Origin of the sequence: Collinsella sp. BA40, from assembly GCF_008014645.1 — a bacterium.
Taxonomy (GTDB): Bacteria; Actinomycetota; Coriobacteriia; order Coriobacteriales; family Coriobacteriaceae; genus Collinsella.
In genome coordinates this window covers 85,070-106,003 of record NZ_VOWY01000010.1, presented here as the reverse complement: position 1 = coordinate 106,003, position 20,934 = coordinate 85,070, and the positions used below count along the sequence as shown (strand labels likewise).

The window sequence follows — 20,934 nt, the reverse complement described above, 5'->3', positions numbered from 1 at the left end:
TTCGCTTAATGACGCCACGCAAACCCCATGCCCCCGTTGCTGCTGAATCGTCACCAAGCGAGCACGGTCCTAAACGCATCAAGGCTTTTGATACGTTTAGGGGACTGCTGCTTATCTCGATGATGTGCTTTCATGCCGCATATGACGCGGCGTATCTATACGATATTCCCCTACCCTGGTTTACCTGTGGACCGTTTCAAGACATCTGGCGCTCAAGCATAAGCTGGTCGTTTCTTCTGCTTGCAGGATGGATGACCATTCATTCACGCTCCAATATCAAGCGTGCCGCGCAGTACGCCGTGGCCTCGATCGCAATTTATATCGTAACGAGTGTCGCCTCGGTTGACTCCCCTATCTCCTTTGGAATCATATTCTGCATGGCAGCGAGCACTCTTGCCTATATCGCACTCAAGCCTGCTATCTGCAGCCGCGAACCATTGCCAGTGGGTTTCCTCGCACTCGGACTATTCCTACTCCTGAAACACATCCCCGATACCATCTATTCAATATCGGGTTTAGAGTGGCTCGGTTTCCCTTCTGAAAGATTCTACTCCGGTGATTATTATCCAATAATCCCCTATACCTTCCTCTATATCGCGGGAGCCTCGTTTGCTCGAGCATGGAGTAATGCGCATGCGCAGGGAGATTTATATCCGGCAGGGATGTATCGCTGGCATTTGCCCATAGTGACATGGCTCGGCTCACACAGCCTTGCTGTATACCTTGTGCATCAACCGCTGCTTCTGCTTCTATTTACCCTTGCAACCCATCCTGCGATCTAATAAAAGGTTCAAATCGCGATGCATACGCCTTGGGGATGCGGGCAACAAGATGGACACACTCATCAAGAAATCGTTCTTCAAGTACCATTCCTGAGGTATGAGCCAGAGTTAATAGACTGCCTTCCGCGTAGGGCAGCATAGCATCGATCAGTTGATCGGATGCGGTCGCCTCTTCGCTGAGGTGATCAAGCAGTCGCGTTAATCCTTCGCCCGTAACGGAGGAAAAAGGAATGCAGCCTGGATATCGATCGGTCAATATGCGTTTATAGCTCGGTTCCAAAAGATCGATCTTATTCAATACAACCAGGGTTTTCTTGTTACCCGCCCCGATTTCGTTTAACACTTGGTCCACGGCGCTCAGCTGACGCTCCCAATCCTCATCGGACGTATCCACCACCTTTACGATCAAAGCAGACTCGAGCACTTCGGTCAGCGTTGACTTAAACGATTCAACGAGGCCGTGTGGCAATTTCTGGATGAATCCAACCGTATCGGTGATGGTGACCACACGTCCGCCTGGTAACGCATAGGAACGTGTTGTCGGATCAAGCGTTGCAAACAATTTATCTTGAGCGAGGACGGATGCCCCGGTAAGCATGTTGAGCAACGAAGATTTACCAGCATTCGTATAGCCTGCGAGAGCGACGCGATACACCTCCGAGCTGCAGCGTTCTTTCGACTGAACGACGCGGCGCCGCTCGATATCTTTCAGCTGCTTACGCAGATTCGATATCTTACCGCGGATAAGGCGCCGATCGATTTCAAGCTGGCTTTCGCCTTGCCCGAAACGGCTACCGATGCCGCCGCGCGTCTGCTCTTTAGCAAGATGTGTCCACATGCCGCGCAGTCGCGGCAGCAAATACTGAAGCTGAGCGAGCTGGACTTGCAGCCGGCCTTCTCTCGTGCGGGCATGCAGTCCGAATATATCGAGAATAAGAGCGGTCCGATCAATAATCTTTACCGGTGACCCAACGGCTTTTTCAAGATAGCTCTGCTGTGAGGGCGTAAGGTCGTCATCAAAAATGACAACATCGATATCAAGCCTTGCAACCATCCCCTTCAGTTCCTCGACTTTACCCGAGCCGATATATGACTTAGGAATGGGCTTTTCCAAACGCTGCGTGAGGCGTGCAACCGTTTGGGCTCCAGCGGTGTCAGCGAGGCGTTCAAGCTCCTGTAGCGAGCGCTCGACCGGCCACGGACTATCTCGTCTATCGATGCCGAGCAGCAGCGCTCGCTCCGCCGTTCTTTCCGTAGAAATCAAATCACCCTTAGCCACCAAAACGCTCCAGTTGTTCGATTATGAATCCGGCTGCCTGTTCGATAGAAAGGGCATCCATGTCAATCCATTGAATCTTGGGGTCCCGACGACACCAGGAAAGCTGTCGTTTAGCGTAACGCCGTGACCTGAGCTTGATGAGCTCCACGGCCTCATCGATAGTCAAGCGCCCTTCCAATGCGTCGATGACCTCTTTATAGCCGATAGCCTGTCGTGAAGTAAGCGCATCCCCCATCCCTTGGTCAAGAAGGCGAGACACTTCGTCGACAAGACCTGCCTCGATCATAAGGTCAACGCGCGCATCGATTCGACGGTACAGGCGAGAGCGGTCCATCGTAAGCGCAAAGCGCAGCGAGGGATAGTGTTCGGATGGATGGGCGAAACCTGCCCGTTGGTCAGCGTACGAGACTCCTTCGTCTGCCATCTCAAGCGCGCGCACAACGCGACGCACATTATTCGGATGAATAGCAGCAGCGCTACGAGGATCACGCTGTTCTAGCAGGCTGTATAAACCATCTGCTCCCAGCTGTTCAGCCAAGGCGTTATAACGAGTGCGTCGCTCATCGTCGACCTCGCCCTGGGGGAATCGCATCTCTTCAAGAACGGCTTGAATATAGAGCCCCGTTCCACCGCACAGAATGGGAATGTGCCCTGATGCGAGTCGATCATCGATAAGCTTGCGGGCATCGCGCTGGAACAAAGCGACCGAGTACGGCTCATCTGGATCGGCGACATCGATCATCTGCAAGGGGACGCGCCGATCAGCAACCGGAGTTTTGGCCGTTCCGATATCCATGCCGCGATACACCTGCATGGCATCAACGGAGATGACATCGGTGTTGAGACGGAGCGCCACTTCATCGGCAAGCGCGCTCTTACCCGATGCAGTTGGGCCAGAAATCGACAGAACGGGCAGCATTACCGAAAATCGCTCTCAATCGAACCGGAAAGATACCAGGTCTTCGTTGTATCGATACGAACATCGACCATGCGACCAACCAACGTCAGAGGATCGACGCCCGTAGGGACAGGAGCGTGGACCGTTTGATTCCACGGGCTCTTACCCTGAAGCACCGTAGCGTCCTTCTTGGAAGTACCCTCGATAAGAACAGGTACAACGGAGCCGTTGAACTCGGAGTTGTAAGCAAAAGCGCCGTCCTCGATAACCTTAACGAGGCGGTTGAAACGATCAAGAATGACCTCATGTGGAGTCGGGTCATCGATTTCCGCAGCAGGCGTACCCTTGCGCTTGGAGTAGATAAAGGTGAAGGCCTGCGCGTAGCCGACCTCACGCGCAAGGCTGAGGGTCTCAAGAAAATCATCTTCGGTCTCGCCGGGGAAACCAACGATGATGTCGGTAGTCAAGGCGATATTGGGAATTTTGGACCGCACCGCATCGACGAGAGACAGGTAGTCTTCACGGGTATAGCGACGATTCATCTCCTTAAGAACTCGAGAAGAACCAGATTGAACGGCAAGATGAAGGTGCGGCATGACGGCCGGAACCTCGGCCATTGCCTCGATAGTTTCAGGAAGCAGGTCTTTAGGATGCGAAGAGGTGAACCGGATACGCTCGATGCCGGTATCGCCAACCGCCCTGAGCAGGTCTGCGAAGCGCGGGGCCCCGAACAGGTCGCGCCCATACGAGTTAACATTCTGTCCAAGCAGCGTTACTTCGCGAACACCGTATCGAACAAGGCTGGTAACCTCGTCAACGATTTCATCGAACGGACGGCTCTTTTCGCGGCCGCGAACATACGGCACGATGCAGTAGCTGCAAAAATTATTACAACCCGTCATGATCGGAACCCAGGAATGATACGAAGTAGCACGATGCCATGGCATGCTCGTGGCATCCGAATCCTCGTGTTCCTCACAGCGTACATGATGACCACCCGATTGCAGGGCATCTGCAATCAACTCGCCAACATGCGCGATGGAATGCGTACCAAAGATAACATCGACGTTATCGAGATTGGTGAGAAGACCTTCGCCGTCACGCTGGGCAATGCAACCGCCGACCGCAATCACACGCTTACCATGCGGCGCAACGGGCAGGCTCTTGCAAGAAGAGCACTGGCCGTAGAGACGGGTGTCGGCCGCTTCGCGCACGCAACACGTCATAAAGATGACGATGTCGGCATCTGCGGGCTCGGCAACCTCCAGGCACCCATAAGAATCTAGAAGTCCGCTCACACGCTCGGAATCGTGAAGATTCATCTGGCAACCGAAGGTGCGGATGAAATATGTCTTACCAGAAAGAACAGAGAGAGTCATATTAGGAAACCTGCTGTACATCGTAGGGATTATGGGGCATATCTGGATACTGCGCCGATAGATGATGCACGAACACCGTCAGTCGAATGGCGGTGCGGGACTCGCCATTAATAACAATATCCGAAAAAATAGGAGCACAGGAAATGTCGAAACCGGTTGGAATAAGAAACCCGCGAGCAATGGCAACGGCCTTAATAGCCTGATTCACAGCGCCGGCTCCCACACACTGAATGGTAACGGGAACACCATCTTTAACCATTCCAGCAATCGCACCGGCGACGGAAGCCGGAGACGATTTGCTCGAGACCTTCAGGAATTCCATCTATATTTCTCCTGCAAATACGGTACGTTTAAAGTATGAAATAACTTTAGCAAACTGTGTGCGCGATAAGTTGGTGAGACTACTCTTCTTTCGCTAGCTCGAAGGTTACGGTGATGCGATCTTTACCGACGCGTATCCTCGGCTCGCCGGTAAGGTTGAGGTAGTAGCTCTCGGCAAGATCGTTGAAATCGCGTTCGACAGCTCGCGAGAATCGCGACAAGTCATCCTTGCTAATCTTCAAGCCACGGCGATCTCGCTCGAGGTCGATTTCCTTGGGTGCACGCTCAGACGGATCGAGACGCTCGCGGAGAAGACGGGCGGTAACGCTACGAAGCGGCCCGATAGAGCCGGCTAAGATTCGATGGGCTGTTCGCTCGGAAATATCGATACCCAGGCTGGAAGCAATCCGGATGAAGTCGGGAGCATCGGCGGCATAACCAAGGCGCTCGACAATCGGAAGCTCACGCTCGTCATCAAAAAACAGTAAACGCGATGCGTCGAGGCTATGGGAGGCATGATTGTACAAAGTGGAAGCGATCTCGGTAGGCGACCCCAAGTAGACGTCGCACCCATGCAGCTCCTCGAGTGCGAACTCACAGGCTGTACGAATGATGTTATGGGGACCACGTACGCAGGTAAACAGCCCGTCATCGTTTTTCGAAGCCTGCGGCCACGTTGATTGGTCGGCTCGCTCCTTGAGGACCGAGTTGTCAACGACGACACGGAAGACCGACCCCCTGCCAAGATCAGAGGTGACGACTTCAGCAGTGCGGGCATTTTGCTTGATTGAAAACAATGCCATGCCACGCCCATGCACGCCCCAGCGATCCATCTTCATGGTTTCTAGTTTCGACGTAACGCGCGCATCGAAGATACGGCACTGCATGTCCTCGGGAACACCGGAGCCGTCATCAAGAAAGAGGAGGGTCCGAACACCCTCCTCTTTCTGGGTTGCCACATAGATGGAGCTGGCGCCGGCATCACGAGCATTGCGGAGCATCTCGATGACGATGTCCTCGGTATGCTGGATGTCGTGCTTTGCCTGACGTCGCTCGGCCTCTGAAACGCGCAGACGAACATAGCCTTCGCCGAGGTTCTCCTCGACACGCAGATTGCCCTCTCCCGACATCGAAGCGATAAAGGATATAAGCTCGTTTGCGTCACTCATGGCTATTTAGCGATTCCCACAGCACGGCTCTCGCGAATCACGACGACTCGAACCTGACCGGGATATTCCATCTCTTCCTCGATCTGCTGCGCGATATCATGAGCGAGAACGGTTGATTCCGCATCGGAGATCTTGTCGGGCTGCACCATAACATGGACCTCACGACCGGCCTGCATGGCGTATGTGCGCTCAACGCCCTCGTGAGAGTTGGCGATTTCCTCGAGCTTTTCAAGACGCTTGATGTAGTTCTCAGCCGATTCACGACGTGCGCCGGGACGAGAAGCAGAAATGGCATCGGCAGCCTGAACAAGAACAGCAAGAACGGTGTTGGGGTCGACGTCGCCGTGATGGGCTTCGATGGCATGGACGATGACGGGCTTCTCTCCGTAGCGGCGAGCCAGATCGGCACCGATTACGGCATGCGGACCTTCAACCTCATGATCGATCGCCTTGCCAAGATCATGAAGAAGGCCGGCGCGCTTGGCGATGCGCGAGTCGACGCCGAGCTCGGAAGCCATGATGCCGCAAAGCTCAGCGACCTCGATCGAGTGGCGCAAGACGTTCTGGCCAAAGGACGTGCGATAACGAAGAGAGCCAAGGGTCTTCACGAGCTCGGGATGAAGGTCGTGAATGCCCGTGTCGAACGTAGCCTGTTCGCCGGCCTCACGCACGCGCTCCTGAACCAAGTCGGACGCCTTGTGGTACATCTCTTCGATACGAGCCGGATGAATACGGCCATCGGCTATAAGATTCTCAAGGGCAACGCGGGCCGTCTCGCGACGCACGGGGTCAAAGCTGGAGAGAACGACCGTCTCGGGAGTGTCATCGATAACAAGGTTGACACCGGAAACCTGTTCGAATGTGCGGATGTTGCGACCCTCGCGGCCAATGATGCGACCCTTCAGGTCATCAGAGGGAATGTGGACGGAGGTAACGGTGACCTCAGCCGTGTGGTCGGCAGCACAGCGCTGAATAGCGAGGGAAACGATCTCCTGTGCGGTCTTATGGCATTCAGCCTTTACACGCTGCTCGGATTCGCGAATGATGGCGGCCGACTCATGAGTCACTTCGGAACGCACCTTGTCGAGCAGCTCCTTGTGAGCATCATCGCGAGTCAGCTCGGCAATGCGCTCAAGTTCGCTGGTCTGCTTATCATAGAGCTCGTTAAGCTCGCGGCTCTTCTTTTCAATCTGACCCTGCTGGCTCGACAGCTGGTGCTCACGCTTGTCCAGCGCTTCATTGCGGCGATCAAGGGATTCCTCACGCTGCATAACGCGATTCTCAAGGACTCGAAGCTCTTTTTTGCGCTGCTTCTCCTCGGCTTCCGCAGCCTGCTTGTTCTGGATGATCTCTTCCTTTGCCTCGAGCAGTGCCTCCTTCTTCAGGGTTTCGGCTGCACGACGCGCTTCGCCCATGACGTTCTCCGCCTCCGCATGAGCAGACTGGATCTTGCTCTCTGCTTCGCGGATGCTGCCTGCTTTGGCGTTGCGCATGGCGAGAACGGCTCCGCCGGCGCCCGCCATCAGGCATACAATGCCAACAACAATCTCCATGCTTAAGCTCCTTTTATGGAATTAGTGCAGAAAACCGCATCGACACTATGTGTCTATGCGGGACATTTGGCATGTATTCAGGCCACCCAGAATAATGAATATATACAATATCAATCTCATCAGAGGATGAGCGTGCATCACATAGCAAATGACTGTTTAATCGTACGTGCTCGTAATGGTTCTGTCAATCGAACATCAGGCGAATGGCTTGTATAGACCTGTATATAGAAGCTTAGAAATCATCAAATCCTGTATACAGGAGGCGCTATGCATAAAGGGAGATTATCGATATTCTTCTTCCAGACGAGTCCTTACGGCACGGGAAGCGGTTGAATAGTCAAACCCCTTACCCAATAAAAAGCGGATGAGTTTTTCGTAGGCGCGGGATTCCGGTATGCGCTTACGTTCGAGAAGAGATGCTGCACGCTGGGCATCGTCGTCCTCATCAAAATACGAGTCCGGATACCCAGGAATATCAGATATCGAGATACCCTTATGACGAAGCTCGGCTTCGATGCGACGCCTCCCCCAGCCCCTGCGCTTTCGTTCCTCTATGTAATACGCAGCAAATCTTCGGTCATCTAAGAAACGGAAATCGACTGCCTTTGCCACCGCAGCGTGGGATGCATCTGCGCTAAACCCCAGCGAAATCAGCTTCGTTCGTGCCTCTTCGATCGCATAGTCGCGACGCGACAGCATGTCGAGCAGGCACGCATAGCACGCCTTGGTCTCTACGTCAGCTATATAAGCTTGAACAGAGACAAGGGAAGCAGGAAGCTGCACAGCGTCGATATCAAGCGCCCGCGCGGCGCGGACGGCAAGCGGAATGGCCTTCACTCCCCCGTCTGAAAGCGAAAGATTTATTTCTGCGCGCGGCCGCATGCGAGAGAGACCGGAAGCCGGCCTGGCAATCTGATCGGGATAACAAACGGCCAGGCCAACAACTTCAACGATTGGGGGACACATTAGACGTTAAGGGAATCCACACCGAGCGCGGAGGCATCATCACCAAGATCAACCGCAAGACCCGTGGCCTCATCTTCGAAATCAAGGCCGCAGGCAACACGTACCTTGTGCTCGATTTCATCACGAAGGTCGGGATGGGACCGCAGGCATTCCTTTGCGGCCTCACGGCCCTGGCCGAGACGCTCAACCTCGTCACCGCACGGATAGGTATACCAAGCACCTGCCTTGCGCACGATACCGTAATCGACGCCCATATCGATAATAGATCCCTCTTTGGAGATACCGGTACCGTACATAATGTCGAACTCCGCGGTCCGGAAGGGAGCGGCGACCTTGTTTTTTACAACCTTACACCGCACGCGGTTACCAACGATCTCATCTTTCAGCTTGATTGAGTCGATGCGACGGATATCGATGCGAACACTCGAGAAGAACTTCAGCGCGCGGCCGCCGGTAGTAGTCTCGGGGTTGCCAAACATAACGCCGATTTTTTCACGAAGCTGGTTGATGAAGATGCAGGTCGTTTTAGACTTTGCAAGCGAGCCGGCAAGCTTTCGAAGGGCCTGACTCATAAGGCGAGCCTGAAGACCTACGGAAGACTCGCCGATCTCGCCTTCGATCTCCGCACGCGGAACGAGCGCGGCTACGGAGTCGACAACGATAACATCGATGGCTCCGGAACGCACGAGCATATCGCAGATTTCAAGTGCCTGCTCACCCGTGTCAGGCTGGGAAATCAAAACCTCATCGATATCGACGCCGATACGAGCTGCATAGGTGGGGTCCAACGCGTGCTCGGCATCGATGAAGGCAACGACGCCGCCCATGGCCTGAGCTTCCGCGAGAATCTCAAGCGAAAGCGTTGTCTTGCCAGATGACTCGGGGCCATAGATTTCAACGATGCGCCCGCGCGGAACGCCGCCAATGCCGAGGGCTGCGTCCAAAGACAAAGCACCGGTTGGTATTGCCTCCACTTCAAGCTCGGGGCCCCCGTCTCCGAACTTCATGATTGCGCCCTTACCAAACTTCTTCTCGATCTCCGCCGTAGTGGATTCGATCATCTTATCGCGTGCTTCACCCGTAGTGCGCTCGTGGATGGTACGCGCAGGACCTGAACTTTTAGCCATATAGCTTCCTCCAATACAATTGTTGTTTGATGGTACAACGAACAGCTGTTCGTTGCAAGCATCGTGATTCAACTATAGAGGAGCGCTCAACCCAGTCGAATTATTGGGTCTAACTGCGGAGAAAGTGAAATACGAATAACGCTTACAACACCAGCTCACGTATGGCGGGGCGCACGTAAAAGTAACAATCGTAGCGCAGAGATTCACTCGGAATCCACAAGCTCGTCGATAAGAAGCCGCAGCGCCTGAATCGACGCGGCCCGGCGGACATCGTTGCGATTCCCTTCAAAGCCGAAACGATGCACCCGAATCTGAGACGGGCTCGAAAGACCGATATAGACGGTTCCGGCAGGATCGGCGTCGGTCCCCCCTGCAGGCCCGGCATATCCCGTGAGGCTGACCGCCATATCGGTACCGAATAGAGAACGAGCGCCGAGGCACATCTCACGAGCCGTGTCTGCCGAGACGGCCGAAAAGCGTTCGAGGGTCTCAGCGGATACCCCTAATACCGCATGCTTGACTTCGTCGCAATATGTAACGGCGCCGCCGCGCAAGACGGCGGAAGCGCCAGGAACATCGGCGATCGCGGAGGATACCATGCCTGCGGTAAGCGACTCCGCCGTGGCAACGGTGACCCCGCGATCGCAACAAAGCTGAACGAGGCGACAAGCTAGTTCAAAAAGCTCGTTATCGGCCATGGCTATACGCGAAAGACGATATGGCGAGCATTCCAGAAATACTGAAGGCCCGATATGACGGTAAGGACGACCGCAGCAATCATGAGGGCCCAGGAGACGGTGCCGAGCATCTCGACGACCGGGGCTACGGCACCGCCGATACTAAGGGCGATATAAAGAAGATAGCCGCAAAGCGACAGCATGGTTACCGCCGTCTTGGCCTTGCCAAGCTGATCGGCGGCAATAACCTCGCCGCTCGCACTCGCAACCATGCGCAATGCGCTCACCAGGAACTCACGGAACATAATAATGAAGACGGCCCAGACGCCGACGTACTGGTGCTCGAGCAGGATGAGCAGTGCAGCGAAGACAAGGAGCTTATCGGCGATCGGATCGAGGAATTTACCAAAGTCGGTTACCTCGCCGCGCTTTCGAGCCAGGTCGCCATCCACCTTATCGGTAAGACTCAGCACGAAGTAGATGACGAAGGCTCCCCATGCCATGCCGGTGGAAACATGAGCGAAGGCGAGCTCGCTCAAAATCATGAAGAACGGAATGAACGCAATGCGAACACACGTCACGATATTCGCGGGCGTCCAGATGCTCGTGATCTCCTGCCCCTTGTTGTTCACTGCCATAGATGGTTACTCCTCAACGACATGACCGATGAGCTCGTAGCAGAAGCTATCGGTAAACTCCACCTTCAGGATATCGCCGACGCATGCTTCGTCGACGTCGAGATGAACGGCGCCGTCGCTATCGGGTGCCTGGAACCATGCGTGGCCGATCAACTCGAGACCGTCTTCGGTCTCCTCGACACCATCGACGATAACTTCAGCGACCTCGCCCACATGGGAGGCCGTGGCGGCGAAGCCGAGCGATTCCGCAAGATCTATTGCGGCCTGCGTGCGCTGGAGCTTGATCTCTTCTTCCACCTGACCGTCCATGCGGGCAGCACGAGTGCCGTCTTCAGGCGAATAGGAGAATACGCTCGTGTAATCGAAACCGTTGCGATCCATGAAGGACAGCATGCGCTGGGCCTCATCGTCGGTTTCCCCGGGGAAGCCAACGAGGCTCGTGGTGCGGATGACCATGGAGGGTATCTCGTCACGCAGGCGCTCGAAAAGTTCGTCAAGCTCCTCTTCCGATCCGCTGCGGTTCATAGCTTTGAGCACACGCGCAGAGCAATGCTGGACGGGAATGTCGATATAGGGCAGAACCTCGGGGGTATCGCGGATGACAGTAATGAGCTCGTCGGTCATGCCCTCTGGCTGCAGGTAGAGCACGCGTATCCATACGTGCTCGGGTCGCAGCTCCTCGGCAAGAGCCACGAGAAGCTGCGCCAGGTTTTTAGGCCCTTCGACCTCACCCTTGAAATCGCTACCCCAGATGCCGGTATCTTGACCGATGAGCACGATTTCCCGGACACCACCCGCTACCAGCTCCTTCGCCTCGGCGATAATACGGTCGGCGGTACGGGAATGGTATCGACCGCGAATATAGGGAATCGCGCAGAAGCTGCAGAAACGGTTGCAGCCGTCGGAAATCTTTACATACGCTACCGCGCCCTCGACGGTGCGCTTTACAGACGGTAGGAACGCGGGCTCGCTGCGCTCGATGCCGAGTACGGAGTCGCACACGCGGACGATGCCATCCTCTTCATCCGCACGAACGAAGGCGGCGACCTCCGGAAGCTCGTCAGGGAGGTCGTCACCGTAACGGGAAGGGACGCAGCCGCACATAACGATAGGAACGGAGCGCACGCCGTCGTGGACCTCGTTGGCAAGCGCCAGCGTCGTCTCGATGCTCTCAGACGTCGCGGAGGCCAGGAACGAGCACGTATTGATGATGACCAGATCGGCCTCGTCGACCGAGGCGGCCTCGGAGTAAGAAGCCGCCGTGAGAAGCGATCGCATGCGGTCGGTATCGACCTCGTTCTTCGCGCAGCCGAGCGTCACATATAAAATAGAGCCAAATGCCATGGAATTCCCTTATCGATAGTTCGTGAATTGGAGCGGCTGACCGTAATCCTGGTCACGCAGGAAAGCGATGACCTCCTGCAAGGCATCCTTAGAAGCAGAGGAAACGCGCAGCTTATCAGCTTCGATGGTCACCTTGACCTTGAGCTTGCGGTCCTTAACGTCCTTGTTGATCTTCTTCGCCGTCGGCTGGTCGATACCCTCGACGATACGGCCGAGCACGCGAACCGTGCCGCCCGAAGCGGCTTGGGGAGCATCCCAAGAAATCGCCTTCAAATCGATACCGCGTTTGATGAGCTTGCTATTGAGGATGTCGTTTACCTGGCGGGCGACGAAATCCGCTGGGGCGTTGATGGTAAAGAGCTTGTCCGCCTTCGATAGGTCGATCGTGGCACCCGAATCCTTCAGATCGTAGCGCTGCGTGAGCTCGCGAGCCGTCTGCTGGTACGCGTTGTCGACCTCCTGCATATCGACCTGAGAAACCACGTCGAAGCTGGAATCTTTAGCCATGTTCATCTCTCCTTGTTGTTAACGAGCGACGCCGTCCGAAGTGGCGCCGGATTGAGTGTTGCCTTGCACGGTGGAGTTGTCCGTGCGCCGAGCATCTTTATCGGAGGCATCAGCCGTCTCGTCCACCGTTGCCGGATCGGGCTGAGCGGGAGCGTTAAGTGTAACGCGACCGACGCCCGAGCTCTTACTGTCATAGCGAATCTTCTCGCCATTCTTCCGAATAACGACATCGGCGGGATTGTCCACGGTGATCTCGATGCTGCTTCCCACGGTATACTCCTGCTCGAAAGGACCGACGGGTGTATCCGAGTAAACGTATTTGCCGTCAAGTTTGACCTCGACCCAGGACGTCTTTCCTTTAGCGATACTAATCGTAACCGTGGTCTCCCCCGTCTGGGAGTCGTCCGAATGAGGGACCGGGGAATCCTGGGGATCTAGATCGGCTGCAGAAGGCTGGGGATCGGCGGGCTCGTCATCGAAGAGGTCGTCCTCGGAATCAGATTCAGCGGAGACCGAGGATGTCGACGGCGCCTGTTGGGCCTGCATATCGGAGTTCGACGGCTGCGATCCGCAAGACCTGAACGCGAAGAGCGCCAACAAGGCAAGCAAGATCAAGACGACGAGGGCGGCCGCAGCCATCAGACGAGGATCGGGACCGGAGGGAGCGGGAACGGGTCGACGGCGGGACGAAGCGCCGTAAGCGGTACGACCGGAACGCTGATCACCAGGCAACGGCATCGGGCGCGATGGACCCTGGCTTCGAGCGAAACCGCCGGCAGGATAGCCCGCTGGATACGGTCGACGTCCCGCGCTGGCCGAACGATCGCGATCGGCAAAACGATCGCGACGCTGTAGCGAATTCGCACTCCGGCGCTCGGCCGAGGAAGCGGGCAGGGAGCGCTGCTGTCCATAGCGAAGTCGATGTGGAGGACGCTCGGCACGCAGCGAGGAAACAGGTGCGGGCTCATGTAGCGACGTCGATTCCGAAACGTAACCAGCCTGGGGAGGACGCTGCGCATAACGGGAATTCGGAACGCTGTTGACCATATAAAACCGACCAGCGGCGTTATCGCTGTGCGGGCTCGCCTCTGCCACGCTATCGAGAAAGCGACCGGCACCGGTGTTGTTCACGCGCTCGTATAGCTCGAGTTCATCGTAATACGCATCGATGACCTCGCGAGGATTGAGGCCGAGATAACGAGCGTAGCTGGAAATCATGCCCGTAGCATATCCACGAGGTGGCATCGCGTCGAGCCTGCCGAGCTCGAAGTATTCGATCGTCTGCGGCCTCAGCTTGATCTCGTTCGAAACCTGCTGAATCGACATGCCGAGTTCGCGGCGCCGATTCTGCAGCATGGCTCCAAATCGCGAAGACATCACAACCCTCCAAACCCATCTTCTTCAGCCATCTGGGCTTCAAGAGCCTCCAGTTCGGCTAACGACTCGGCATCGAGCAAGACCTCGCGCGGCTTCGAGCCATCCGGAGGACCCACGATGCCCTTCTCTTCGAGCATATCCATAATGCGGCCGGCACGCGCATAGCCAACCTTGAGACGGCGCTGCAATCCCGATGTAGAGCCGAGCTGGGAATCGACGACGATACGCGCGGCATCCCAGAGCAACGGGTCATCTTCCTGGGCCTCGGCCATGCTCGCCGTGGCCCCGCCGCCGATGGCAGCGGGCGTTACCGCAGAAAGAATCTCCTCATGGTAATCGGCGGTCGACTGCTCCTTGACGAAAGACACGACGTCAACGATCTCCTCGTCGGAAACGAAACAGCCCTGGATGCGCTTAGGCTTGCCCCAATCCACACGACTGAACAGCATGTCACCCTGGCCCAAGAGCTTCTCCGCACCCGTTTGATCGAGAATGACGCGAGAATCGATGCCGGTCGCTACGGTGAGTCCGATACGGTTCGTGATGTTCGCCTTGATCAGACCCGTGACGACATTGGAGCTCGGGCGCTGCGTCGCCACGATCATATGGATACCGGCTGCTCGGCCAAGCTGAGCGATGCGAACGATCGAAGCCTCGACGTCCTTGCCCGCAACCATCATGAGGTCCGAAAGCTCGTCGATGACGATGACGAGATACGGCATCTTGGCAGGCGGGTTGTCGTAGTGATCGAATTCGCCCGCAGCCTGCTTCTCATTGAATGTCGAGATCTTGCGCACACCGATGCGCTCGAAAATCTTCAAGCGACGTTCCATTTCCGAGACGGCCCACTGCAAGGCACTCGCCGCCTGCTTGGGCTCGGTGACAACGGGAACGTAGAGATGGGGCAAGCCATCGTAGGGAGCGAACTCGACGCGCTTCGGATCGATCATGATGAGGCGGACATCCTCAGGGAACGTACGCATGAGCAACGACATGAGGATAGAGCTGATGACCACCGATTTACCCGAACCCGTCGTACCCGCGATGAGCAGGTGCGGCATCTTGGCAAGGTCGGCGACCATCGGGGTGCCCTCCGCATCGCGACCGAGCGCGAACTCGAGCGGACCGCCCTTCACATAGGGAAGGATATCGCCAAACGAAACGTTCTCACGGCTCTTGTTGGGAATCTCGATACCAACGAGCGACGTACCGGGAATCGGCGCGAAGATGCGGACGGAATCGGTAGCCAGCGACAAGGCGATATCATCCTCGAGGTTGGAGATGCGACTGACGCGCTCGCCTTCGCCGGGCTGCACCTTGAACGTGGTAACCGTGGGACCGGAAATCCAGCCCACCACACGTGAATGCAAGCCGAACTCGGCCAAGGTCGACTGAAGCGCACCTGCAGTCTGCTCGAGCTCCTGATGAGAATAGCTCCCAGCAGCCTTGACAGCATTGCGGCGAAGCATCGAGACGGGAGGGAGCTTGCGATCATCAGCATCTCCGCTCGCGCTGGTGGCGGGAGTTGCCTGGACCTCGTCGTCGGACGAAGAGCCCTCGGATTTAGGACGGAGGAACTCGGGAATAACGACCTGGCCGCCGGCGTCGGTGGGAACAGGAGAAGCGGAAAGGACGGTTGTAGCATCCTGGTCTGCCGAAACCGGCAGCAACGTAGTTTCCGCTGCATCGGCAACTTCGGGAGCTTCTTCTCGTTCTTTCGCCGAAGCGCGCTTCGCCTTCTTTCGACCAAGCTTCTCCTTGAGCGGACGCAGGATGTTTGTCACATCCGTATGCGTGCACTCATCGGGTACATCGACGAACGGAGAGGCGGTATCGGAATCCGCCTCGTCGTCATCGAGGAGCACGGCGGTGGAGCGAGAACCGAGATAGGTACCCCGGCCTTCGGTATCGAAGAGGCTCTCTTGATCATTATTGCGGCCCTTGATGTCTCCCGATTCATCATCGGCCGATATGGTATCGGGGCTAAAATCGCCACCCCACGGGTTATCGTTCACATCGACGCGGCGCTTCCGGGCGAACTCCTCGGCCTTGTCCGCTGCACCGCGGACCACCGAGCTTACCGAAAAGCCGATGATGACCATGCCGAGCAGAACCAGACCGAAAGCGAAAACCAACGCGATGGTCTTACCGAGAGCGTTTTGCAGGGCGGCAGCGATCGTGGCGCCCAGATAGCCGCCCGAAACCGAAAGTCGAGCGGGCTCGAACATAACGTCCGTGCCCATGTCCGACCCGGGCACTAGGAGCGACAAGATGGTACACGCAGCCACGAAGATAAGAGCCAGGCCGGACCACGTACGCAGCGAGACCGGAGAGGAATCGCGCAGGAACATGAGGGCCGACACGGCGAGAAGCGCCAACGGCAACACATACGCCCCCAAGCCGAATCCAAGATGGAAGAAGTTGGCGACAGCAGCCGTAACGGGCGCGGAAGCAGGCGAGATAACCGCGATGAACGATGCGACGGCTATCACGCCCAAGACCACGCCGATAACATCGCGATAAACGCCGGAATCGAGAAGCGGCTCGACGTCGTCGAATTCGTCGAGCACGTTCTCATTGGCACGAAGATCGGCCGCGGCAGCGGCCTTATTGGCGCGCTTCCCGCGAACAACCTTCGTCGTTGCATTGTCGTTGGCCGAGTTCCCGCTTCGAGCCACGCTAGACCTCCATCACAACCGGAATGATCATCGGTCGCGTATGTGTACGATTCCAAATGAAGTTGGACAGCGAATCGCGCACCGCCTTACGCAGAGCGTCTGTGCCGCTGCTGGTGAAGTTGAACGAGCCCTTGTCGATCATCTTGAGAATCGAATCCGTCGCAGCGGACGAGAACTCATCATCGATGGTGAACGAGACACCGCGACCGGACAGCTCGATGGCCTCGATCTTCTTGCGCTTGGGCGACATGGTGGCAACCACGGTCACCATGCCATCGTTGGCAAGTTTCTGACGGTCGCGCAGGACGATGGGATCGGTATCGCCGATACGCAGACCGTCCACGTAGACGACGCCGCTCTCAACGGAACGACCGCGCTTCACCTTGCCCTCGCGCATCTCGAGCGAATCGCCGTTATCCATGATGAAAATATGGTCGTGCGGAACGCCCATCTTCTCGCCGAGCTTAGCATGGGCGCGCAGATGCACGGCCTCGCCGTGAACCGGCATGAAGTACTTCGGACGAGCCATGGCGAGCATGAGCTTGAGCTCCTCCTGGCTTCCGTGACCGGACACGTGGACCAGGCAGCGATGCTTGTCGTACACGTCGCAACCAAGCTTGGCCAGGCTGTTCACAACCTGCTGGACGGCCTTCTCGTTACCCGGAACCGGCGTAGCCGAGATGATGACCGTATCGCCATCATGGATGGACAGCGTCTTGTGCTCGCCGTTCGCCATACGAGAAAGCGCGGACAGGGGCTCGCCTTGCGAACCGGTGCACATGACGACGACCTTGTTCTCGGGAATACCATTGAGCTCATATGCGTCGACAAGGTCCTTCTCATCGATCTTAAGGTAGCCGAGTTCGCGAGCGACGCGAGTGTTGGTAAGCATCGAACGCCCGGTAACCACGATCTTGCGGCCACAGGCCTTTGCGGCATCGCAGATTTGCTGCAAACGGTGGATATGGCTTGAGAACGAGGCAACGAACACGCGCCCCTCGGCGTTCTTGATGGCCTCGTACAGCTGCGGACCGACCTCTGCCTCGGATTTCGTGAAGCCGGGGACAACGGCATTCGTGGAGTCGGAAAGCAGAAGGTCGACACCCATCTTACCGAACTTGGTGATGGCGGCGTAATCGGGGGTAACGCCGTCGATGGGCGTCTGATCGAGCTTGAAGTCACCAGTGTGCATGACGGTACCCTGCGGCGTCTTCACAAAGATGCCGAGAGCACCGGGAATGGAGTGCGTCATGGAGAAGAAGCTCACGTTGATGCAGCCAAGGGTAACCGTACTGCCGCTCTTCACCTCTCGGAACTTTGGCGCGCGAATGCGGAACTCGGAGAGCTTTCCCTCGATGAAACCGAGCGTGAGCTTAGAGGAGAAAATCGGGACTTTGTTGTTAAGGTCCTGAAGCAGATACGGCAAGGATCCCGTATGGTCCTCGTGACCGTGCGTGATGATGATGCCACGGAGCTTATCCTCGTTTTCGAGCACGTACGTGTAGTCCGGAAGCACGAGGTCGATGCCGGGCTGCGAGTCGTCGGGGAACATGAGGCCGGCATCGACCAGCACCATGTCGGGACCGCACTCGATGACGGTCATATTCTTGCCAATACCATCAAGACCGCCGAGGGGGATTACCTTCAGCGGCGCAGCGTTCTTTTTAGTTGTAGCCATATAGTCAAACAATCCTTTCGTCTTACATGAATACGATATGGTACGGCGCCACGCGCCGAGCACGTCTAAATGAAACGTATGTTTCTACATCCTACCAAGAGTTGGGTAGTTTTAACCCACTCTATACATCATGCAGTAAAACAACACGTGTGACGAACCGCGCGACCGCAAGGGGGCGGCGCAAGCACGCAATACAAGAAAAAGACCCCGCGCATGAAGCGCGGGGTCTTCAAGTAAGCAATCGCTCGAACTAGCGACTAGCCCTCGTGATGACGACGCGGGGCGCGGCCGCCATTGTCGCCGGGAGAGCGACGGGGGCGGTCACCGCGATCGCGGCGCTCTCGATTGGGGCGGTCGAAACCACGGGCACCGTTATCGCGCGAAGCACGGCGAGGGCGATCGGAACGCTCGCGACGCTCGCCGGACTCATCACCGGAGCCCGCCGGCGCCTCGGGCTTGTCGATGCGGTCGAGAGAAATCTTACCGCGCTCGTCAACCTCGAGCACGCGTACCTTCACCTCGTCGCCGACATTGAGCACGTCCTCGACCTTATCCACGCGACCCTGTGCGACACGGGAGATGTGCAGCAGACCGTCCTTGCCCGGCAGCAGGGACACGAAAGCACCGAAAGGCTGGATGGAGACGACGCGGCCTGTGTACTCCTCGCCCGGCTCCGGAACCTTGATGATGAGCTGGATGCGCTCGACGGCCTGCTCGACGGAGTCGCCGGTGCCGCCGACGTAGACGGTACCGTCCTCCTGAATATCGACGGAGGCGCCGGTCTCATCCTGAATGCCGCGAATAACCTTGCCGCCGGAGCCGATGACCTCGCGGATCTTATCGACGGGAACGGTAATGGAGACGATGCGCGGCGCAGAGGGACGGGTCTCCTTACGGGACTCGGGAATGACCTCGAGCATCTTGTCGAGGATGAATGCACGGCCGGTCTTGGCCTGCTCGAGAGCGGTGCGCAGGATGTCGAAGGTGAGGCCGGTGGCCTTGTTATCCATCTGGAGCGCGGTGATGCCGCGCTCGGTACCGGTCACCTTGAAGTCCATGTCGCCGAGGAAGTCCTCGAGACCCTGGATGTCGGAGAGGACGACGGTCTTGCCGTTCTCCTGGATAAGGCCCATGGCGATACCGGAGACGGGGCGCTTGATGGGCACGCCGCCGTCCATAAGGGCGAGGGTGGAACCGCAGGTGGATGCCATGGAGGAAGAACCGTTGGACTCCATGACCTCGGAGACGACGCGGATGGCGTAGGGGAAGTCGTTCTCGTCCGGCAGGACGGGCAGGATGGCGCGCTCGGCCAGGTTGCCATGGCCGATCTCGCGGCGCTTCGGGGAGCCCATGCGGCCGCACTCGCCGGTGCAGAACGGCGGGAAGTTGTAGTGGTGCATATAGCGCTTGCCATCGACGGGCTCGATGGTGTCGAGGCGCTGTCCCTCGTTGAGCATGCCCAGGGAGAGCACGGAGAGAACCTGGGTCTGGCCGCGCTGGAACAGGCCGGAGCCGTGGACCAGAGGCAGGTAGTTATCCTTCACCATGATGGGGCGAATCTCATCGGCGGCACGGCCGTCGACGCGCTCGCCGGTCTCGACGACCATGTCGCGCATAGCCTTCTTCTCGAGCTTCTTGAGGTTAACGGGGATCTCGCGCTCCCACAGCAGCTGCTCATCCTCGGAGAACTCGGCCTTGATGGCCTCCTTCAGCTCGTCGACCTTGCCCATACGGGAGAGCTTGTCGGCGTCGCGCAGAGCGGCGGCCATCTCGTCGTAGTGGGCGAAGATACGATCGTGCACCTCCTCGACCGGCTCGTCCAGCGGGTACTCGCGCTTGACGATCGGACCGTTGACGCGCTCCCACTCCTCGACGAACTCGAGCTGGGCGTCGCAGAAGGCGCCGATGGCCTCCTGGCCAAACATCATGGCCTCGAGCATGTCCGCCTCAGAGATCTCGTCGGCGCCGGCTTCGACCATGGAGATGAAGTCCCGGGTACCCGCAAGCTCGAGGTCGAGATCGGAGTTCTCGCGCTCCTCGTACGTGGGATTGACGACGAACTCGCCGGTCTCCTTGTTGCGACCGATGCGCACGCACGCAAGCGGGCCCTCGAAGGGCACGCCGCCGATGGTCATAGCAAGCGATGCGCCCATAACGCAGATAACGTCGACAGGGTTGGCCTGGTCGGCCACGAGCGGGGTCGCGACGACCTGCACCTCGTTGCGGAAGCCGTCCGGGAAGCTCGGACGAATGGGACGGTCGATCATGCGCGCGGTGAGAGTGGCCTTCTCGGAAGGACGGCCCTCGCGCTTGAGATAGCCACCGGGGATACGACCGGCCGCGTACATCTTCTCGTTGAAGTCGACGGTGAGCGGGAAGAAGTCATAGTTCTTACGCTCCTTGGAGACGACGACCGTGTTCAAGACGGTCGAGTCGCCCTGCTTGACGAGGGCGGCGCCGGTAGCCTGGCGCGCAAGCTCGCCGCACTCGAAGACATACGTCTTGCCGTAGAGTTCGAAGGTTTTGGATACGAGAGTCATTGTTCCTCTTTCATCTCCGTA

17 protein-coding genes are annotated in these 20,934 nt (G+C 57.3%); 1 reads left to right on the top strand and 16 read right to left on the bottom strand.

All coding sequences use genetic code 11. The features are described 5' to 3' along the window. Positions 1-8: 8 nt before the first annotated feature. Entirely contained in the window at positions 9-782 is a 774-nt protein-coding gene (locus E4J93_RS04370) for a heparan-alpha-glucosaminide N-acetyltransferase (protein WP_255431915.1), read from the top strand. Here E4J93_RS04370 and hflX read toward each other — a convergent pair. From hflX to E4J93_RS04290, 16 genes are all read right to left on the bottom strand, one after another. Continuing rightward, positions 754-2,061 (bottom strand): GTPase HflX, encoded by a 1,308-nt coding sequence (gene hflX / locus E4J93_RS04365; protein WP_147588256.1) that lies wholly within the window; start codon positions 2,059-2,061, stop codon positions 754-756. The genes E4J93_RS04370 and hflX overlap by 29 nt on opposite strands. Continuing rightward, positions 2,054-2,980, bottom strand: a complete 927-nt coding sequence (gene miaA, locus E4J93_RS04360; RefSeq protein ID WP_147588255.1) for a tRNA (adenosine(37)-N6)-dimethylallyltransferase MiaA — start codon at positions 2,978-2,980, stop codon at positions 2,054-2,056. Before miaA ends, hflX begins: the two co-directional genes overlap by 8 nt. Further along, on the bottom strand, positions 2,980-4,338 hold the full coding sequence (gene miaB, locus E4J93_RS04355) for a tRNA (N6-isopentenyl adenosine(37)-C2)-methylthiotransferase MiaB (protein ID WP_147588254.1): 1,359 nt from the start codon (positions 4,336-4,338) through the stop codon (positions 2,980-2,982). Before miaB ends, miaA begins: the two co-directional genes overlap by 1 nt. Position 4,339: 1 nt before the next feature. Further along, positions 4,340-4,660, bottom strand: coding sequence for a stage V sporulation protein S (locus E4J93_RS04350; RefSeq protein ID WP_147588253.1), 321 nt, complete (start codon positions 4,658-4,660; stop codon positions 4,340-4,342). 79 nt (positions 4,661-4,739) lie between these two features. Then, positions 4,740-5,828, bottom strand: coding sequence for an ATP-binding protein (locus tag E4J93_RS04345; protein WP_147588252.1), 1,089 nt, complete (start codon positions 5,826-5,828; stop codon positions 4,740-4,742). A gap of 2 nt (positions 5,829-5,830) precedes the next feature. After that, complete coding sequence (gene rny, locus E4J93_RS04340; RefSeq protein ID WP_147588251.1) at positions 5,831-7,381, bottom strand: ribonuclease Y; 1,551 nt, start codon at positions 7,379-7,381, stop codon at positions 5,831-5,833. A 282-nt stretch (positions 7,382-7,663) separates the two neighbouring features. After that, on the bottom strand, positions 7,664-8,218 hold the full coding sequence (locus tag E4J93_RS04335; protein WP_187231603.1) for a regulatory protein RecX: 555 nt from the start codon (positions 8,216-8,218) through the stop codon (positions 7,664-7,666). 128 nt (positions 8,219-8,346) lie between these two features. Next, positions 8,347-9,474, bottom strand: a complete 1,128-nt coding sequence (gene recA / locus E4J93_RS04330) for a recombinase RecA (protein WP_147588249.1) — start codon at positions 9,472-9,474, stop codon at positions 8,347-8,349. 203 nt (positions 9,475-9,677) lie between these two features. Continuing rightward, positions 9,678-10,172 (bottom strand): CinA family protein, encoded by a 495-nt coding sequence (locus E4J93_RS04325; protein ID WP_147588248.1) that lies wholly within the window; start codon positions 10,170-10,172, stop codon positions 9,678-9,680. A gap of 2 nt (positions 10,173-10,174) precedes the next feature. After that, positions 10,175-10,789, bottom strand: coding sequence for a CDP-diacylglycerol--glycerol-3-phosphate 3-phosphatidyltransferase (gene pgsA, locus E4J93_RS04320; RefSeq protein WP_147588247.1), 615 nt, complete (start codon positions 10,787-10,789; stop codon positions 10,175-10,177). Positions 10,790-10,795: 6 nt separating this feature from the next. Next, positions 10,796-12,133, bottom strand: a complete 1,338-nt coding sequence (gene rimO, locus E4J93_RS04315; RefSeq protein WP_147588246.1) for a 30S ribosomal protein S12 methylthiotransferase RimO — start codon at positions 12,131-12,133, stop codon at positions 10,796-10,798. A gap of 9 nt (positions 12,134-12,142) precedes the next feature. Then, positions 12,143-12,640: a YajQ family cyclic di-GMP-binding protein gene (locus tag E4J93_RS04310; RefSeq protein ID WP_147588245.1), complete on the bottom strand. Its 498-nt coding sequence runs from the start codon at positions 12,638-12,640 to the stop codon at positions 12,143-12,145. An 18-nt stretch (positions 12,641-12,658) separates the two neighbouring features. After that, on the bottom strand, positions 12,659-14,017 hold the full coding sequence (locus tag E4J93_RS04305) for a RodZ family helix-turn-helix domain-containing protein (RefSeq protein WP_147588244.1): 1,359 nt from the start codon (positions 14,015-14,017) through the stop codon (positions 12,659-12,661). Further along, positions 14,017-16,695 carry a DNA translocase FtsK gene (locus E4J93_RS04300; RefSeq protein ID WP_147588243.1) on the bottom strand — a complete coding sequence of 893 codons (2,679 nt, stop codon included), beginning with the start codon at positions 16,693-16,695 and terminating at the stop codon, positions 14,017-14,019. The genes E4J93_RS04305 and E4J93_RS04300 overlap by 1 nt, the downstream gene beginning before the upstream one ends. 1 nt (position 16,696) lies before the next feature. After that, positions 16,697-18,373, bottom strand: coding sequence for a ribonuclease J (locus E4J93_RS04295; protein WP_147588242.1), 1,677 nt, complete (start codon positions 18,371-18,373; stop codon positions 16,697-16,699). Between the two features lie 257 nt (positions 18,374-18,630). Next, positions 18,631-20,913: a polyribonucleotide nucleotidyltransferase gene (locus E4J93_RS04290; protein ID WP_147588241.1), complete on the bottom strand. Its 2,283-nt coding sequence runs from the start codon at positions 20,911-20,913 to the stop codon at positions 18,631-18,633. Between the last annotated feature and the right edge of the window lie 21 nt (positions 20,914-20,934).

Coding starts and splice junctions, on each gene's coding strand:
- E4J93_RS04370 (WP_255431915.1), top strand. CDS start 9: ATGACGCCACGCAAACCCCATGCCCCCGTTGCTGCTGAATCGTCACCA.
- miaA (WP_147588255.1), bottom strand. CDS start 2,980: ATGCTGCCCGTTCTGTCGATTTCTGGCCCAACTGCATCGGGTAAGAGC.
- miaB (WP_147588254.1), bottom strand. CDS start 4,338: ATGACTCTCTCTGTTCTTTCTGGTAAGACATATTTCATCCGCACCTTC.
- E4J93_RS04350 (WP_147588253.1), bottom strand. CDS start 4,660: ATGGAATTCCTGAAGGTCTCGAGCAAATCGTCTCCGGCTTCCGTCGCC.
- E4J93_RS04345 (WP_147588252.1), bottom strand. CDS start 5,828: ATGAGTGACGCAAACGAGCTTATATCCTTTATCGCTTCGATGTCGGGA.
- rny (WP_147588251.1), bottom strand. CDS start 7,381: ATGGAGATTGTTGTTGGCATTGTATGCCTGATGGCGGGCGCCGGCGGA.
- recA (WP_147588249.1), bottom strand. CDS start 9,474: ATGGCTAAAAGTTCAGGTCCTGCGCGTACCATCCACGAGCGCACTACG.
- E4J93_RS04325 (WP_147588248.1), bottom strand. CDS start 10,172: ATGGCCGATAACGAGCTTTTTGAACTAGCTTGTCGCCTCGTTCAGCTT.
- pgsA (WP_147588247.1), bottom strand. CDS start 10,789: ATGGCAGTGAACAACAAGGGGCAGGAGATCACGAGCATCTGGACGCCC.
- rimO (WP_147588246.1), bottom strand. CDS start 12,133: ATGGCATTTGGCTCTATTTTATATGTGACGCTCGGCTGCGCGAAGAAC.
- E4J93_RS04310 (WP_147588245.1), bottom strand. CDS start 12,640: ATGGCTAAAGATTCCAGCTTCGACGTGGTTTCTCAGGTCGATATGCAG.
- E4J93_RS04305 (WP_147588244.1), bottom strand. CDS start 14,017: ATGTCTTCGCGATTTGGAGCCATGCTGCAGAATCGGCGCCGCGAACTC.
- E4J93_RS04295 (WP_147588242.1), bottom strand. CDS start 18,373: ATGGCTACAACTAAAAAGAACGCTGCGCCGCTGAAGGTAATCCCCCTC.
- E4J93_RS04290 (WP_147588241.1), bottom strand. CDS start 20,913: ATGACTCTCGTATCCAAAACCTTCGAACTCTACGGCAAGACGTATGTC.